At 69.5% G+C, this 15,076-nt stretch carries 16 protein-coding genes; 9 read left to right on the top strand and 7 right to left on the bottom strand.

All coding sequences use genetic code 11. The annotated features are described in order from the left end of the window. Both D7V77_RS16970 and D7V77_RS16975 read right to left on the bottom strand, forming a co-directional pair. Positions 1-510: RtcB family protein (locus D7V77_RS16970; protein WP_147452083.1), on the bottom strand; the 510-nt coding region annotated here is incomplete at its 3' end. Further along, entirely contained in the window at positions 507-905 is a 399-nt protein-coding gene (locus D7V77_RS16975; protein ID WP_172815128.1) for a ribosome-binding factor A, read from the bottom strand. The genes D7V77_RS16970 and D7V77_RS16975, both read right to left, overlap by 4 nt. Between D7V77_RS16975 and D7V77_RS16980 the strand changes: the two genes are divergently transcribed. The 5 genes from D7V77_RS16980 (at position 904) to D7V77_RS17005 (ending at position 5,661) form a co-directional block, all read left to right on the top strand. Further along, positions 904-1,086, top strand: a complete 183-nt coding sequence (locus D7V77_RS16980) for a hypothetical protein (RefSeq protein ID WP_120577336.1) — start codon at positions 904-906, stop codon at positions 1,084-1,086. The two genes, D7V77_RS16975 and D7V77_RS16980, sit on opposite strands and share 2 nt — an antisense overlap. 259 nt (positions 1,087-1,345) lie before the next feature. Next, a complete protein-coding gene (locus D7V77_RS16985; RefSeq protein ID WP_120577337.1) occupies positions 1,346-2,737 on the top strand; it encodes an NAD(P)/FAD-dependent oxidoreductase in 1,392 nt (463 codons plus the stop codon). 58 nt (positions 2,738-2,795) lie between these two features. After that, positions 2,796-4,013, top strand: a complete 1,218-nt coding sequence (locus D7V77_RS16990; RefSeq protein WP_233597068.1) for a glycosyltransferase family 87 protein — start codon at positions 2,796-2,798, stop codon at positions 4,011-4,013. A gap of 82 nt (positions 4,014-4,095) precedes the next feature. Further along, entirely contained in the window at positions 4,096-4,875 is a 780-nt protein-coding gene (locus D7V77_RS17000) for a DnaJ domain-containing protein (RefSeq protein WP_233597069.1), read from the top strand. A 21-nt stretch (positions 4,876-4,896) separates the two neighbouring features. After that, complete coding sequence (locus D7V77_RS17005) at positions 4,897-5,661, top strand: CvpA family protein (protein WP_120577338.1); 765 nt, start codon at positions 4,897-4,899, stop codon at positions 5,659-5,661. On the opposite strand, the gene clpX is transcribed toward D7V77_RS17005, so the two are convergent. After that, entirely contained in the window at positions 5,651-6,727 is a 1,077-nt protein-coding gene (gene clpX / locus D7V77_RS17010) for an ATP-dependent Clp protease ATP-binding subunit ClpX (RefSeq protein ID WP_120577339.1), read from the bottom strand. The genes D7V77_RS17005 and clpX overlap by 11 nt on opposite strands. Before the next feature lie 237 nt (positions 6,728-6,964). On the opposite strand from clpX, the gene speA reads away from it, so the two are divergent. After that, positions 6,965-8,971 (top strand): biosynthetic arginine decarboxylase, encoded by a 2,007-nt coding sequence (speA, locus tag D7V77_RS17015; RefSeq protein ID WP_120577340.1) that lies wholly within the window; start codon positions 6,965-6,967, stop codon positions 8,969-8,971. Positions 8,972-8,984: 13 nt separating this feature from the next. On the opposite strand, the gene D7V77_RS17020 is transcribed toward speA, so the two are convergent. From D7V77_RS17020 to D7V77_RS17030, 3 genes are all read right to left on the bottom strand, one after another. Then, positions 8,985-9,512 carry a hypothetical protein gene (locus D7V77_RS17020; RefSeq protein WP_120577341.1) on the bottom strand — a complete coding sequence of 176 codons (528 nt, stop codon included), beginning with the start codon at positions 9,510-9,512 and terminating at the stop codon, positions 8,985-8,987. A gap of 85 nt (positions 9,513-9,597) precedes the next feature. After that, positions 9,598-10,026 (bottom strand): OsmC family protein, encoded by a 429-nt coding sequence (locus tag D7V77_RS17025; RefSeq protein WP_120577342.1) that lies wholly within the window; start codon positions 10,024-10,026, stop codon positions 9,598-9,600. 45 nt (positions 10,027-10,071) lie between these two features. Further along, positions 10,072-11,298 carry a deoxyhypusine synthase family protein gene (locus D7V77_RS17030; protein WP_120577343.1) on the bottom strand — a complete coding sequence of 409 codons (1,227 nt, stop codon included), beginning with the start codon at positions 11,296-11,298 and terminating at the stop codon, positions 10,072-10,074. Between the two features lie 194 nt (positions 11,299-11,492). Between D7V77_RS17030 and D7V77_RS17035 the strand changes: the two genes are divergently transcribed. Then, positions 11,493-12,323, top strand: coding sequence for a PHP domain-containing protein (locus D7V77_RS17035; RefSeq protein ID WP_120577344.1), 831 nt, complete (start codon positions 11,493-11,495; stop codon positions 12,321-12,323). Here D7V77_RS17035 and D7V77_RS17040 read toward each other — a convergent pair whose 3' ends face one another. Continuing rightward, positions 12,324-13,874 carry a methyl-accepting chemotaxis protein gene (locus tag D7V77_RS17040; RefSeq protein WP_120577345.1) on the bottom strand — a complete coding sequence of 517 codons (1,551 nt, stop codon included), beginning with the start codon at positions 13,872-13,874 and terminating at the stop codon, positions 12,324-12,326. It abuts the gene before it with no gap. A gap of 258 nt (positions 13,875-14,132) precedes the next feature. Between D7V77_RS17040 and D7V77_RS17045 the strand changes: the two genes are divergently transcribed. Together D7V77_RS17045 and D7V77_RS17050 are read left to right on the top strand one after the other, a co-directional pair. Next, positions 14,133-14,501, top strand: coding sequence for an NADH-quinone oxidoreductase subunit A (locus D7V77_RS17045; protein WP_120577346.1), 369 nt, complete (start codon positions 14,133-14,135; stop codon positions 14,499-14,501). Between the two features lie 9 nt (positions 14,502-14,510). Beyond that, positions 14,511-15,074: an NADH-quinone oxidoreductase subunit B gene (locus D7V77_RS17050; RefSeq protein ID WP_120566535.1), complete on the top strand. Its 564-nt coding sequence runs from the start codon at positions 14,511-14,513 to the stop codon at positions 15,072-15,074. The last annotated feature ends 2 nt before the right edge of the window (positions 15,075-15,076 follow it).

Here is a 15,076-nt window from a genome sequence, read left to right on the forward strand (position 1 = left end):
CAGCCAGAGGTCCCCCGCCCCATCGCGGTCCAGCTCCAGGAAGTGGTTGCCCCCACCGAGCGTGCCCAGGTGACGCGGCGCCAGTCGCTCCCAGGCATGCGCGAGCTTCTGGGTGGACAGCGGCGGAGCTTCGAGCCCCGGCGGCAGGGACAGGCCTCGCCCCCGGTGCACCGCGTCCCCCACCGGGATGACCCGGGCGAGCTGGGACAGGAGCCGCTCCAGGTCCGCTCGCGAGAGCGAAGCGGCGGGGAAGGCGAAGCGGTGCGCGCTCACGCCGCAGCCCAGGTCGTTGCCCAGTGCGCCGGGGACGACGTGGGCTTCCGTGGCGAAGACGGTGCCCACCGCCACGCCCGACGCGAGGTGCACGTCCGGCATCACCGCCACGTGCTCCGTGACGTAGGGCTGCGCGGCGAGTCGCTGGAGCTGCTTCAAGGCCGCCGGGGGCACCGTGCGCGCCCAGGCGAGGAGGGGCACCGCGCCCGGTGGGACTTCGAGGACGCGGGGCATCATGCGTCACCCCCGTCCTCGGCTTCGGTGCGTGGGGCGGTGCCCACGAGGATGAAGCGCAGGTGCGGGGTGCGCTTGAGGTTCAGGTGCTGCGCGAGCCGCGAGCGCAGGAAGCCCTCCGCTCGGGCGAGGGCCTCCTTCACGGTGGCGGGGTTCGCGTCGTGCGGCAGCGAGTAACCGATGCGCACGGTGCGGCCTTCGGGGGACAGCTCGCACGACGTCAGCGCGACGCCTTCGAGACGGGGGTCGGACAGCTCGCTCCGGAAGAGCAGCGAGACGTCCTCGGAGAGGGTGGACTGGACGCGCAGGTGACGCGCGGACGGAGCTTCGGAATGGAACAGCGAGGAGCCCGAGCGCCGGAGGGACGTGCGGGTACGGCGATGCTTGGAAGAGGACATGAACGAAGACGGATTCCTGCGGGCCGTGCCGGAGCACGGCCGGGGTGTGCACGCGAACGACACCGCGCGGACACGCCGTCTGGACCTCACGTCGGAGGCGTCCTCCACGGCCGCGACAGCGCTCGGACGGGCGCTGACTTCGGACGGGCGCTGGACGCCGCCGGTGACGCTAGAAGCGTGACCCCGCGGAGCGGACCGAGACCACCTTGGAGACACGTCCCATGGCACACCTCCCGCCGCGCACCCTACGCGCGGACCGTCGTCCACCGGACGCGGGGAACACACGCATCCGTCCGCCCCCTGACGCGGGGGCCTTCCAGGTCCTGACGAAAGGCGGTGCTGTCCTCTGGTGACCAGCCGCTCCATCCACCATCCGACGCGCGGCGCCAGTCGGATTGGCGGGACGGCCGTCCCGGGGCAAGCAGGGGGCGGGAGGGGTCATGGCCGAGACTTTCGACGTGGTGGTGATTGGAGCGGGTCCCGCGGGCGAGAACGCGGGCGCGCGCGCGGCGGCGGGGGGATTGAAGGTCGCGCTGGTGGAGCACGAGCTCCTGGGCGGCGAGTGCTCCTACTGGGCCTGCATGCCCAGCAAGGCGCTCTTGCACCCCGGCGAGACGCTGTGGCTGGCGAAGCACACGCCCGGCGTGCGCGAGCTCATCCAGGGCCCGCTCAAGGCGGACGCCGTGCTCAAGCACCGCGACCAGATGGTGTCCGGCTACGACGACAGGTCCCAGGTGAAGTGGGCGGAGGGCGCGAAGCTCACCGTGGTGCGCGGCAAGGGCCGGCTCACGGGCCCGCGCAAGGTGGCCGTCACGGGCAAGGAAGGCAAGGTGCGCGAGCTGGAGGCGAAGCAGGCCGTCGTCATCGCCACGGGCAGCACGCCGCGCCTGCCGGACATCGCGGGCCTCAAGGACTCCAGGCCGTGGGACAACCGCGAGGGCACCGGCGCCAAGGCCGTGCCGGGCCGGCTGGTGGTGCTGGGCGGCGGCGTGGAGGCGGTGGAGCTGGCGCAGGCGTGGCGCGAGCTGGGCTCGGAGGTGACGCTGGTGCAGCGCGGGCCCCGCGTGCTCAAGCGCTTTGAACCCTTCGTCAGCGAGCAGGTGGCCGAGGCGCTGCGCGACTCCGGCGTGCGCGTGTTGCTGGAGACGCAGGCCACCAAGGTGCAGCGCTCCGGAGCCCAGGGCGAATACACCATCACGCTGACCGGCGGGGACACGCTGCGCGCGGACGCGCTGCTCGTCGCCATGGGCCGCACCGCGCGCACGGACGACATGGGTCTGGACACGGTGGGGCTCAAGCCCGGCGCGACCATCGAGGTGGATGATCAGCTCCGCGCCACGGGTGTGGACGGCGGCTGGCTGTACGCGTGCGGCGACGCGAACGGCCGCAACATGCTCACGCACATGGGCAAGTACCAGGCGCGGCTGTTGGGCGACGTCCTCCTGGGCAAGCCCGCGAAGGCGTGGGCGGACGCGAAGGCCACGCCTCAGGTCATCTTCACGCACCCGCAGGTGGGCAGCGTGGGCCTCACCGAGGACCAGGCGCGCAAGGCAGGCGTGCCGGTGAAGACCGTGCAGTACGAGCTGGGCGACGTGGCCGGCGCGTCCGTCATGGGCAAGGACCTCAAGGGGACGGCCAAGCTGGTGGTGGACGAGCAGCGCCGGGTCATCGTGGGCGCCACGTTCACCGGGCCGGGCGTGGGCGAGATGATCCACGCGGCCACCATCGCCGTCGCGGGCGAGGTGCCGCTGGACACGCTCTGGCACGCGGTGCCGTCGTACCCCACCGTGAGCGAGGTGTGGCTGCGGCTGCTGGAAGCCTACGGCCTGTGATTGCGGCGGGGCGCCCCCGCGTGGAATGGTGCGCGCCCCTCCGTGTCCCGGTCCGTGAATGAGCACCGCTGAGCCCGCCCGCAAACGCGCGTCCCTGAAGGTGGAGTGGGCGTTGTTGCTGGTGCTCGCCGTGGCGGCCGTGGCGGTGGGGCAGCATCCCCGGCGCGGCGCGGACTTCCGCGTCTACCTCACCGCCGCGGAGCGCTTCCGCGAGGGCACGGACCTCTACCGCGCCGAGGACGGCACCATGCCGTTCAAGTACGCGCCCGTCACCGCGCCCCTGTTCCTGCCCTTCACCGCCGTGCCTCCGCGCGCGGCCGTGGCGCTGTGGAACCTGGGCTCCGTGCTCGCGCTCGGCGCCGTGTCCGTGCTCACGCGTCGCGCGGTGCCCAAGGACGGAGAGGCGACGCCGTGGCCGTGGGCTCCGGTGCTCGCCACCGCCGCGCTGCTGCCCGCGTTCTCCTTCGAAATCTTCTACGGCCAGGTGGACGTCGTGCTGCTGTGGCTGCTGGTGCTCGCGGCCGTGGGTGCCGAGCGGGGCCGCACGTGGGGCCCCGGCGCGGCCTTCGCCGTGGCGTGCCTGCTCAAGCCTCCGGCCGCGCTGCTGGGGTTGTTCTTCCTGGCGCGCCGGCACTGGCGCGTGGTGGGGACCACCGCCCTCTTCGGCGTCCTGCTGGTGCTGCCCACGCTGGGCCGCTACGGCTGGACGGGCACGCTGTCACAGCTGCGTGACTGGACGGAGATCCTGGCGCGCACCACGCCGCCGTGGGCGCTGGGCCACAACCCTCAGGGCCTGCCCACGCTGCTGCTGTCACTGGTGCTGCCCCCGGAGTCGCTGCCTCCAGCGGGTGCGATGACCGCGGCGCAGGTCGTGGCGATGGGGCTGTTCATCGGCGCGCTCGTGTGGGCGCGGCCCGGTCCGGTGGAGCTGCTCGCGTTCTGCTGCCTGGGCGTGACGCTTTTGTCACCGTTGGCGTGGCGCGCGAACTACCTGCTCGCGTGGCCGGTGATCCGCGCGGCGCTGGAGGGACGCTCGCGCCTGGGGCAGGCGTGCGTGGCCGGCGTGGCCCTCATTGGCATGGTCGTGTCCGACGCGGTGTTGGGCGCGGAGTGGGCCCGGCACGTGTTGCTCTTCCGGCCGTTCGCGGTGGCGTACTCCGTGCTTCTGATCGCGCTGTTGTGGCAGACGCGGCGTCACGGAACGCCCACGGCGGTGATTTCCGACAAGACCGTGACTCACCTGCCGCGCGGATTTTTGAACGCTCGCGGTTCGTGACCCAATCGAAACAAGGCCGGGGGCAAAGTGTCACGGAGCCTGAACCTTCGTGACACACGGTGTCGCTATATGCGTCCCCGTCATGTTCGAAACGTTCGACAGCGCTTCCAGCGCCCCCGCCGCCCGGCGGTTCGCGCTCTCCACCACCGCGTCGGTCGCCGTCTTCGGACTCATCGCCGTGGCGGCGATGACCGCGGCCAACACGGTGAAGGAAGTCATCAAGGAGAAGAAGGTGGACGTCGTCTTCCGTCCCCCTCCGCCTCCGCCTCCGCCCGCCGCCGCGGGGGGCCCGGCCCTCAGCCCGGAGCAGCTCGCGGACCTGGAGTCACGCTGCGCGAAGCTCGACCAGCTGGACTACTTCGAGCTGCTCGGCCTTGAGCGCACCGCCGTCCCCGGCGACATCAAGAAGGCCTTCTACAAAGAGAGCCGCGTCTACCACCCGGACCGCTTCTTCCACCTGGAGTCCAAGGCCCTCAAGGACCAGGTGAACGAGCTCTACAAGCGCGTCACCGAGGCCTATTACGTCCTGCGCGACGACACCAAGCGCAAGAAGTACCTCTCCGACATCGCCGGCCCGGACCGCGCGCAGAAACTGCGCTTCACCGACGCCTCCGAGTCTGAAACGAAGGCCGCCGCGAAGAAGGAGCAGGAAGAGCAGATCGGCACCCACCCCAAGGGCCGTCAGTTCTACACCCAGGCCCAGAAGGACCTGGAGTCCGGCAACCCTTCCGCCGCGGAGCGCAACCTCAAGATGGCGCTCACCTACGAGCCCGCCAACGCCCGCTACAAGGAAGCCCTCGCGGAAGCCCAGAAGCAGACCGCGGACAAGTCCAAGGGCGATTCCTCGTTCAAGATCCGCTAGCGGCCCCCAGGAGCCCACCCCATGGTCATCGACCTCATCCTCCTGGGCATGGTGCTGTTCTTCGGCATCCTCGGCGCCCTCTCCGGCGCCGCCCGACAGGTGGCCAACTCCGTGGGGCTCGCGGCGGGCTACTTCGTCTCGCGCAAGCTCGCGCCCCTCGCCGGCCCCAAGCTCGCCGTAGCGCTGGGCTCACCGCTGCTCATCGGGACGCTCTTCGGCACGGTGCTCCTCTTCGTCGTCACGTGGCTCACCGTGCGCTACGCCCTGGGCGCGCTGCTGCTGCGCTTCCTCTCCGGCAGGGACTCCGACGAGCGCGGCCTGGACCGCACGCTGGGCTTCGTGCTCGGCGGAGGAAAGATGGCGGCCCTGTTCTGGGTCTGCCTGAGCGCGCTGACGTTCATGGAGCAGCACGTCGTCATCGCCGGCAAGCGCTGGGGCGTGGCCCCCAAGGACTCCGTCGCGTTCGACATGTCCCGCCGCTTCAACCTCTTCGAGCTGACCCAGTTCGCCCCGCTGGAGGACCTGGTCCAGGTGGCCCAGGCCGCGCACGACCCCGCCAAGGCGAAGAAGCTCCAGGAGGACCCCGCCTACAAGGCGCTGCGCAAGGACCCGCGCTTCCAGCTCGCGCTGTCGCACCGGGACCTGCAGGACGCGCTGGAGCGCGGCGACACGCGGGCCCTGTTGCGCAACGACGTGGTGCTCCAGCTCATCCAGGATCCGCAGGCGGCGGCACGGCTGGGCGCCGCCGCCCGGGCCTCCGAGAAGCCACCGCCCGCTAAGCGTTGAGCTCCACGTCGTCCAGCGCCGCGAGCCGCGCCTTCACGAACTCCGCGTCCACCGTCACGTGGCGGTGCTTGCGCTCCGGCGCCTCGAACATGATGTCCGACATCACGTGCTCCAGGATGGAGCGCAGGCCGCGCGCGCCCAACCCACGCGACATGGAGTAGCGCACCACCTCCCGCAGGCCACTCTCCGGGAACTCCAGCTCAATCTCATCCAGCGCGAGCAGCTCCTTGAACTCGCGGGTGATGGCATCCGGAGGCTCGGTGAGCACGCGCAACAGGTCGGACTCGCCCAGCCGCTCCAGCTGCACCATCACCGGCATGCGGCCCAGGAACTCCGCCATCATCCCGAAGTCCACCAGCTGCTTCGTGGAGATGCGCTTCTCCTTGCGCTTCGCCCCGAACGCATCCGCGCCAAAGCCCATGGCCCGGCCGCCCTCGTCGCCGAAGTCGTGCAGGTCACTGAACGTGCCCGCGCAGATGAAGAGGATGTCGCGCGTGTCCACCTGCACGAAGTCACTTTTGTTCCACGCCTGCGTGACATTCATGGGCACGTGCACTTCGCGCCCCTCCAGCAGCTTCAGGAGCGACTGCTGCACGCCCTCACCGCCGATGTCGCGGCTGCCCGCGCCGTTGCGGGCGCCCTGGGTGCGGCGGGCAATCTTGTCCACCTCGTCGATGAAGATGATGCCCCGCTGGGTGTCCTCCACGGAGTGGTTCGCCTTGAAGAGCAGGTCGGACACCATCACCTCCACGTCCTTCCCGTAGTAGCCCGCCTCCGTGTACTCGGTGGCGTCCACGGTGGTGAACGGGACCTGGAGGATCTCCGCCAGGTTGCGCGCGATGTGCGTCTTGCCGCTGCCCGTGGGTCCAATGAGCAGGATGTTGGACTTCTTGAGGAGGGACTGCCGGCGCATCCGCCGCGCCTGGATGCGCTTGAGGTGGTTGTGCGCGGCGATGGCCACCGCTCGCTTCACGACGTCCTGGCCGATGACGTACCTGTCCAGCCGCTCGAAGATCTCCCGCGGGGTCAGTGGCGCTGCCTCTTCCCTGCGTGCGGACGACTCCATGTACCCTCCCCTTCTCTCCACTCGACCTCCCTGCGCTGCCCAGGTGGAAGGGTAGGAATTGGATGCTGACCGGCCCACCGGGGCTAGAGCCCGGAATGGGGCCCCTGCCCGCCTGCTTGCCCTGGGAACAGGCGGCTATTGAATGGATGGGGCGTTTCCGATAGTCCGGCCCCCCTCCCGTGTTCATGGGAGTTTCCACACCCCCGCCGCGCGCTCCACCGGAGGCACGAAACAACGATGGCCGCTCCCTCCCCTCAGCACCGCTGGACCCTGGCCGATGCTCATGAGCTGTACGGCATCCGCAACTGGGGCTCGCCCTACTTCGGCATCAACGACAAGGGCCACGTGTGCGTCCACCCGGACGGGCCCGCCGCTCCGAGCATGGACCTCAAGGAGCTGGTGGACGAGGTCCGTCGCCGGGGCATCGGTCTGCCGCTGCTCCTGCGCTTCACGGACGTGCTGCGCCACCGCGTGGTGCACCTGAACAACGCGTTCAAGAAGGCCATCGCGGATCAGGGCTACAAGGGCCTGTACCGGGGCGTGTACCCCATCAAGGTGAACCAGCACCGCTACGTGGTGGAGACCATCATCGAGGCGGGCAAGGAGTACACCTACGGCCTGGAGGCCGGCAGCAAGCCGGAGCTGCTCGCCGTGATGGCGCTGCTGGACAGCGAAGACGCGCTCGTCATCTGCAACGGCTACAAGGACGAGGAGTACATCGAGACGGCGCTCTTCTACTCGCGCCTGGGCCGCAACGTCATCCTGGTGGTGGAGAAGCCCAGCGAGCTGCCCCTCATCGCGGAGGTGGCGCGCCGCACGGGCATCACGCCGCGGCTGGGCATGCGCGTGAAGCTGTCCACGCGCGGCGCCGGCAAGTGGGAGGCGTCCGGCGGTGACCGGTCCAAGTTCGGCCTGTCCTCTTCGGAGCTGATGAACTGCATCAGCTTCATGAAGGACGCGGGCCTGCTGTCCTCCTTCGAGCTGCTTCACTTCCACCTGGGAAGCCAGATCTCCAACATCCGCAACGTGAAGAACGCGCTGCGCGAGGTGGGCTGCTTCTACGTGGAGGTGGCTCGCCAGGGCGCGCCGCTGAAGTACCTGGACGTGGGCGGCGGCCTGGGCGTGGACTACGACGGCTCCCAGACGAACTTCGCCTCCTCCATGAACTACACGACGGAGGAGTACGCCAACGACGTCGTCTTCGGCGTGATGGAGGCCTGCGACCGCGCGGGCGTGCCGCACCCCACGCTCGTCTCCGAGTCCGGCCGCGCCGTCGTGGCGCACCACGCGGTGCTGGTGGTGGACGTGCTGGGCACCAGCGAGTTCGACCCGTCCCAGACGCCCGACAAGGTGGACGACAAGGCGCCCTCCGTGGTGCGCAACCTCTATTCGACGTTCCGCGAGGTCACGAACAAGAACGTCATCGAGGCCTTCCACGATGCGCAGGACGCCAAGGAGGAGAGCCTCCAGCTGTTCTCCCTGGGCCACCTGTCGCTGGAGCAGCGCGTGGCGGCGGAGAACCTCTACTGGGCCATCTGCCACAAGATTCTGCGCGTGGCGCGCGAGGCCGGGGAGATTCCGGAGGAGCTGGAGGCACTGGAGAAGCAGCTGTCGGACACGTACTTCTGCAACTTCTCCGTGTTCCAGTCGCTGCCGGACTCGTGGGCCATTGATCAGCTCTTCCCGATGATGCCCATCCACCGTCTGGCGGAGAAGCCGACCCGGCGCGCGACGCTGGCGGACATCACCTGCGACTCGGACGGGAAGATCGAGCACTTCATCGACAAGCGCGAGGTGAAGGACGCGCTGGAGCTGCACGCGCTCAACAGCGACGACTACTACCTGGGCATCTTCCTGGTGGGCGCGTACCAGGAGATCCTGGGCGACCTGCACAACCTCTTCGGAGACACGCACACGGTGCAGGTGTCGCTGGCTCCGGGCGGCGGCTACCTCATCGACCACGTCGTCGCCGGGGACACCGTGACGGAAGTGCTCAACTACGTGAGCTACAACAAGGACGACCTCGTCGCGAAGCTGCGCAAGTTCACGGAGCTGGCGCTGCGCCAGGGACGCATCACCCTGGACGAGTCCCGCAACCTGCTGCGCGTCTACGAGGACGGCCTGTCCGGCTACACGTACCTGGAGCGCGAGGTGGACGCGACGTTCACCTCCGCCAGCCAGCTGCGCCTGCTGCCCGGCCCCGAGAACGGGGCGCGCACGCCCGTGACGCCCTCGGGGACCTGAAGTCCCTGACGGCTCAAGCCTCCGTCGGGACCGGTGCCTGTTCGCCGGTCTCGACGGATGTGTCGCTGAACGCGGTCTCCGTCGCGCGAAGGCGCAGCGTCTGGAGCGTCTCCAGCTGCCCGTCGGCGCGCTCGGCGAGGAAGGCGAAGTCGAACCGCGCCAGACGCGGCTCCTTCGCGGCCACCTTCGCCAGGCTCCTCCACATGGACACGCGTCCGTGGGAGCCCACGCACAGGCCTTCCAGCTCCACCAGCCGGCTCAACGGTGAGTAGCGCAGCCAGGAGCCGTTGAGCTTCAGCCGCGACAGCTTCTCCGTCAGCCACGCGCCGCCCACCTTCAGCGGGTCCACGCGCGCCTCCACCGCGGACATCACCGACAGCAGCGTGGCGCGGTCCTGCTCCAGCAGCGGAATCAGCGTGGCCAGGTACTGGCCCACCGGGTTGCTGCGGTTCTCGCGCTCCGTCCGCTTCGCGAGCTCCAACCCCACGGTGGAGCCCAGCAGGTGGTCGTTGAGGTAGATGCCCAGTCGCTTCAGGTTCATGTACCCAGGAGAGTGGGCACGACGACCGCCTGCCGCATGCGGGGCTCGGAGGGCGGGCAGCCGACCGAGCCCCTTCACGACTGCTTCAGTCCGGGTAGCCGAACGACGCCGTGACCTTCACGTCCGGGTGGAGGCTGCGCGCCACGGGACACTCGTGGGCGATCTTCTCCAGCAGGGTGCGCTGCTCCGGCACGAGGCCGGCCGGCATCAGGATGGAGATCACCAGCTCGCCAATCTTGCGCGGCGGAGGGGTCATCCGCTTCTCCACCGTCGCGCGCACCTCGCCCAGGGTGAAGCCCTCCTTGCCGGCCACCAGGTGCATGGTCGTCACGACACAGGACGCCAGCGCCGTGGCCACCAGGTCCGTGGGGGAGAAGCTGCCGCCGGTGCCGCCGTTGTCCTTCGGCGCCTCCGTGGGCAACGTCGCGCCAGACGGGCCGTGCGTCACCTGCGTCTTCAGCTGGGGAGCACTCACCAGGGACATCACCACACCCGTCGCGGGCTGCTGACTCATCACCGTCTCCTTGGGACTTGAAGCCTGGGTTGGAAGAACTGCGCTCTAACGCACGAAGCTGTCGTGGGCCTTCGCGTCCTTCTTGGAGGAGGGCGCGGCTTCCTCGACGCTCCAGTCCAGCGTCTTCATCAGCGACTTGCTGCGCTTCTTGACGTCCGCGTCCAGGAACTTCACCGCGTCGTCCATCTTGTCCATCAGGCGCATGGGCTTGCGCTTGTTCTTGGGCTCGCTGAACAGCGCGTGCGTGAGCCAGGGGAACACCGCCGTCACGTCGCAGTGCACGTACATGGAGCCCGTCTCCACCGCCTCCACGGACACCTTGCCCCAGGTGTGGCCCTCACCGGCCGGGCAGCTGGACAGCGCGCCGTTGTCCACCGGGTCCACGCAGAACTGCACGTCGATGTCGAAGCCCGACGTGGGGACGTTCAGGATCTGGTCGAGCAGCGGCTCGCCCTGGAGCGTGTAGTTCTTGGGCACGCCGCCGCCCAGGATCCAGATGGCCAGCTTCCCGCTGCCGTTGTGGCGGCAGTAGTGCTGCATGGCGGCCATGGAATAGACGTCGTCGTTGATGTCGAGCTCGAACTTGAACTCGTCGCCCAGCAGGCGCTTCAGCTTCACGACGTTGAGGAAGATGGAGCCGTCCTGCACCGCGCCCACCCAGATGGGCACACCGTGCTTGTAGCAGGTGGACAACAGCGACGGCTGCTTCACGCCCAGCTGCTTCTCGATGCCGTAAATGGCCTTGCCCAGGAGGTAGTGGAACTCCGGGGTGGTCATCTTCCGCTGGAACTGCGGCTGCCGGAGGATGGCGGAGAAGAGGCGGTCGGTGTCGAGCAGCGCCTCCTCCCAGAAGCCCAGGTCGTAGATGCGGATGATGCGCGCCAGGCGGTACTGGAGGTCACCCGCGTTGGGGTTCACCTCGCGGATGCCGTGACCGATGATGCGGTGGGCGTCGTGGTAGAGGTTGGCGCCCGTGGTGGTGATGGCGGAGATGATGCCCTTCTCCACCAGCGGGATGAGGCAGGACTGGTGCAGGCCCGCGGGCGTCATGGCACCCGACAGCGTGAGGAAGATGGACGCGTCCTGCTGCACGGACTGCTGCATCAGCTCGAACGCGGTGCGCTCCTGGCGGCCCACGTAGGCGCTGAAGGCGTGCGCGAGCAGCTCCGCCGGCTTCTCCTTGCCGGTGATGGGGCGTGGATCCGCCTTGCGCGCGTTCGCGTAGGCGGCGCGAAGGGTGGACTTCTTCGGGGTCGGGGTCGTCTTGGCCATGGCGCGGCGATCTAGCACCGCCGGCCTGCCAAGGGGAGGCCCGGCTCCAGCCCCGCCCTCCCTTGGGGCCGCCACCGGACAGGAACAAACCCCTCGCCGTGCGGATTCACACAGGGCCCGCTCTTCCGGCCCCTTCCCGTGGGGACATGGCGTAAGAGTGCCCGCCTCGCCGCCCTCCGGAGGGTTCCACCGCCGTGATCGACCTGCATTCGCACACCACCGCCAGTGACGGCCAGTACCCGCCCTCGGAGCTGGTGGCGAGAGCCGCCGCCGCGGGAGTCACCGTCCTGGCCGTGACGGACCACGACACGGTGGCGGGGCTCCATGAAGCCCGGCAGGCCGCCGCAACGCATGGTGTCGAGCTGGTGCCCGGCATCGAGCTGTCCGCCTTCGTCTACGGCAAGGAGGCCCACATCCTGGGCCACTTCCTGCGCCCGGAGGACCCGGACCTCGCGCGCTTCGCGGACCGGCTGCGCGACGAGCGCACCCACCGCATGGAGGCCATGGTGGCCCGCCTGCGGGAGCTGGGCTTCCCGGTGCGCATGGAGCAGGTGCGCAAGGTGGCCGGGGACGCGCAGCTGGGGCGGCCCCACCTGGCGCGGGTGCTGGTGGATCAAGGCTGGTGCATCGACGTGAAGGCCGCGTTCGACCGCTTCCTGGGCACGGGCCGCGCGGCGTGGGTGGAGCGCTTCAAGCTGGACGGCGCGGAGGCCATCCGGCTCATCCGCAACGCGGGCGGCACCGCGACACTGGCCCACCCCAGCTCCTCCAAGATGGAGCGCTCGGAGATTCAAGCGCTGGCGAAGGCGGGCCTCTCCGGCCTGGAGATCCTCAGCGTGGCCCACAACCCCTCGGTGCGGCAGAAGTACCTGGCGCTCGCGGCGGAGCTCGACCTGGTGCCCACCTTCGGCAGCGACTTCCACGGAGAGGCGGTGGCGCCCGACCACCGCCTGGGCGTCGCGGCCATGTCCCCGGAGCTGTTCCAGAAGCTGCGCGCACGCGCGCCTTCGTCCCGGCCCGTCTGACTACGGCCGGGGCTGGGCCTTGAAGCGGCTCGTCACCGCGGTGAGGCCTTCGGCCACGGCCTGGAGGTCCTGGGCGATGCGGGTGGTGCGGCCGGTGGCGTCCACGCCCTGCTTCACCAGGTCCGCCACGTTGCGCGCGCCCTGCACCGCCTGCTCGCTGGACTGACGCTGCTGGCGGGTGGCGATGGTGATCTGCCGCGCCGCCTCGCTGGTGCCGCGCGCCAGCTCCACGATGCGCAGGAAGACGGCGGAGGCCTGCTCGGCCACCTCCACGCCCCGGTCGCTCGTCGCCATGCCCACGCGGGCCTTGGACGCGGCCTCCTCGCCGGAGTCCTGAACCTTCTCCACGATGCGGGCGATGTCGCGCGCGGACACGGACACGTTCTCCGCCAGCTTGCGCATCTCCGCGGCCACCAGAGAGAAGCCCCGGCCCACGTCGCCCGCCTTGGTGCCCTCCAGCGCCGCGTTGAGCGCCAGCAGGTCGCTTCGCTCCGCCACCTGGTTGATGACCTGGGCGATCTTGGAGACCTGCTGCAAATCCTTGTTCAGCCCCACGATGGCGTCCGCCACGCCCTTGGACTCCGTGCGGATGTCGTTGATGCCGCCCACCACCTGCGCCACCACCGCCATGGCCTCCGCCACCGCGTCATGGGTGCGCCGCGCGCTGGACTCCACCACCTCCGTGGACGAGGAGATCTGCTCGGCGGTGCGGGAAAGCTCCTCGAACGTGGCGGCGATCTGCTGCGCGTACGCGGCCTGCTGGCTGATGACGTGCTCCTGATCCGCAGAGGCCCCCATCAACCCGCGAGACGCGCTGGACAGCTGTTCGGTGCGCGTGACGAGTTCCATCACCGTGGAGCGCAGCGTGCTCAGCATCTCGTTGAAGGAGGTGGCCATCTGCCGCACCTCGCCAGCGGCGGACACGTCCAGCTCGCCCCGGAAGACATCGCCCCGGGCCACTTCACGCGCCACCTGCGTGACGCGCGACACGGGGTCGGCGATGGCGCGGCTGATGATGACGGCCAGCCCCAGGCCCAGCACCGCGGCGCCCAGGTAGCCCATGAGCGAGTAGCCCTCCGTCGCCGCCAGCGCCGCCTTCACCTCGTGGGTGCCGAAGCCCGCGCGGTACACGAGGCCATTGCTCTCACAGCGCACCACGACCTGATCCGAATCCGTCAGCCGAGCCACCGTGCACGCCCCCGGCTTGAGCTCCTTCGGCTGAAGGGACCCTTCCGGCACCTGGCCGCGCACGGCGATCACGGTGCCGTCCGCGCGGGACAGCTCCTGGAACGTCAGCGTGAAGCCGCCGGATTCGACCTGGTTGAAGACCTCGTCGCGGCGCGCGCGGGCGTCCGGCGCCGTTTCAGGCAGCGCGAGCGAGGGGTGCCGCACCACCAGCGTCCCCAGCGTCACCGCCCTGCCGGCGAGCACTTCCAGGCCCGCCGCCTTCTGCCGCGCGGGGAAGTACACCCCGGTGAAGAACACCACCGCGAGGCACGGAAGCAGCACCGCGATCGCCACCTGCATCCGCAAGGTCAGCCGGCCCCACATGTCGACGACTCCCCAGGCGATGAAGGCAGAAAGGACAGCCCGCAGACGCTAGGCGTGGTTTCCCCACAGCGTCAAACGAGCCCCGGTCCAGGTCCGGGAGCCGCGGGGCGGACACGGGCGCCCGCTGATCCACCGCCCGTCCGGGAGCAGGCGTCCGGGCAGCGCGGTTTCGGCCGTCATCTCAAGGGGTTGGCGGGCCCGGCGCGGGGGTGTTTCCCTTTGACACGACGCCAGCGGTGTCGTTAGGGTCCGCGCCCGATGACAACACCCCTCGCCCCGTACCTGCCGATGGCGGTGGTGCTCCTGCTGGCCGGTGTCATGGGGATGATCATCCCCCAGGTCACCACCCGGCTGGGCCCCAAGCGCCCGAGCAGCACCAAGTCGGCCCCCTTCGAAGCAGGCTCCGAGTCGAGCGGTCCCGCTCGCCAGCGCTTCGCCGTGAAGTTCTACGTCATCGCACTGCTCTTCATCGTGTTCGACGTGGAAGCGGTGTTCCTGTACCCCTGGGCAGTGAACTTCCAGGCGCTCGGCTGGTTCGGCTACGTGGAGATGCTGGTTTTCGCGTCGACCCTGCTCGTGGGCCTTATCTACGTCTGGAAGAAGGGCGCTCTCGACTGGGAGAGCTGAGACATCACCATGGCTGACACCGACATCGCGCCGATCATGACCACCCGCCGGGACGAAGCCATGGGCTTCTTCCAGAAGCTGGTGTCCAAGGGCCTGGGCTGGGCCCGCAAGTACTCGCTGTTCACCTACCCGTACGCCACCGCGTGCTGCGGCATGGAGTACATGTCCGTGGCCGCCAGCCGCCACGACATCTCGCGCTTCGGCGCGGAGTTCCCGCGCTTCTCGCCGCGCCAGGCGGACCTGCTGATGGTGGTGGGCACCATCAACCTGAAGCAGGCCCCCATCCTCAAGCGCGTCTACGAGCAGATGACCGAGCCCAAGTGGGTCGTGTCCTTCGGCGTGTGCGCGTCCTCCGGCGGCTTCTACGACAACTACGCGGTGCTCCAGGGCATCGACCGCATCATCCCGGTGGACGTCTACATCCCCGGCTGCCCGCCGCGCCCGGAGCAGGTGCTGGACGGGCTGATGCTGCTGCAGGACAAGATCGGCAACCAGGTGCACCGGCTGCGCGACCCCGGCGAGCCCAACGAGACCGCGGCGCACCACGCCCGCATGCTCGCCGCCGGCAAGTAGTC

The organism is Corallococcus sp. CA041A (assembly GCF_003612075.1).
GTDB classification, from domain to species: Bacteria; Myxococcota; Myxococcia; order Myxococcales; family Myxococcaceae; genus Corallococcus; species Corallococcus exiguus.

Bases quoted from the DNA above. Each gene is read 5' to 3' on its own strand.
- D7V77_RS16985 (WP_120577337.1), top strand. From the start codon at position 1,346: ATGGCCGAGACTTTCGACGTGGTGGTGATTGGAGCGGGTCCCGCGGGC.
- D7V77_RS17020 (WP_120577341.1), bottom strand. From the start codon at position 9,512: ATGAACCTGAAGCGACTGGGCATCTACCTCAACGACCACCTGCTGGGC.
- D7V77_RS17025 (WP_120577342.1), bottom strand. From the start codon at position 10,026: ATGAGTCAGCAGCCCGCGACGGGTGTGGTGATGTCCCTGGTGAGTGCT.
- D7V77_RS17050 (WP_120566535.1), top strand. From the start codon at position 14,511: ATGGCTGACACCGACATCGCGCCGATCATGACCACCCGCCGGGACGAA.
- D7V77_RS16980 (WP_120577336.1), top strand. From the start codon at position 904: ATGAACGAAGACGGATTCCTGCGGGCCGTGCCGGAGCACGGCCGGGGT.
- D7V77_RS16975 (WP_172815128.1), bottom strand. From the start codon at position 905: ATGTCCTCTTCCAAGCATCGCCGTACCCGCACGTCCCTCCGGCGCTCG.
- D7V77_RS17040 (WP_120577345.1), bottom strand. From the start codon at position 13,874: ATGTGGGGCCGGCTGACCTTGCGGATGCAGGTGGCGATCGCGGTGCTG.
- D7V77_RS17000 (WP_233597069.1), top strand. From the start codon at position 4,096: ATGTTCGAAACGTTCGACAGCGCTTCCAGCGCCCCCGCCGCCCGGCGG.
- D7V77_RS16990 (WP_233597068.1), top strand. From the start codon at position 2,796: ATGAGCACCGCTGAGCCCGCCCGCAAACGCGCGTCCCTGAAGGTGGAG.
- D7V77_RS17005 (WP_120577338.1), top strand. From the start codon at position 4,897: ATGGTCATCGACCTCATCCTCCTGGGCATGGTGCTGTTCTTCGGCATC.
- D7V77_RS17030 (WP_120577343.1), bottom strand. From the start codon at position 11,298: ATGGCCAAGACGACCCCGACCCCGAAGAAGTCCACCCTTCGCGCCGCC.
- clpX (WP_120577339.1), bottom strand. From the start codon at position 6,727: ATGGAGTCGTCCGCACGCAGGGAAGAGGCAGCGCCACTGACCCCGCGG.
- D7V77_RS17045 (WP_120577346.1), top strand. From the start codon at position 14,133: ATGACAACACCCCTCGCCCCGTACCTGCCGATGGCGGTGGTGCTCCTG.
- speA (WP_120577340.1), top strand. From the start codon at position 6,965: ATGGCCGCTCCCTCCCCTCAGCACCGCTGGACCCTGGCCGATGCTCAT.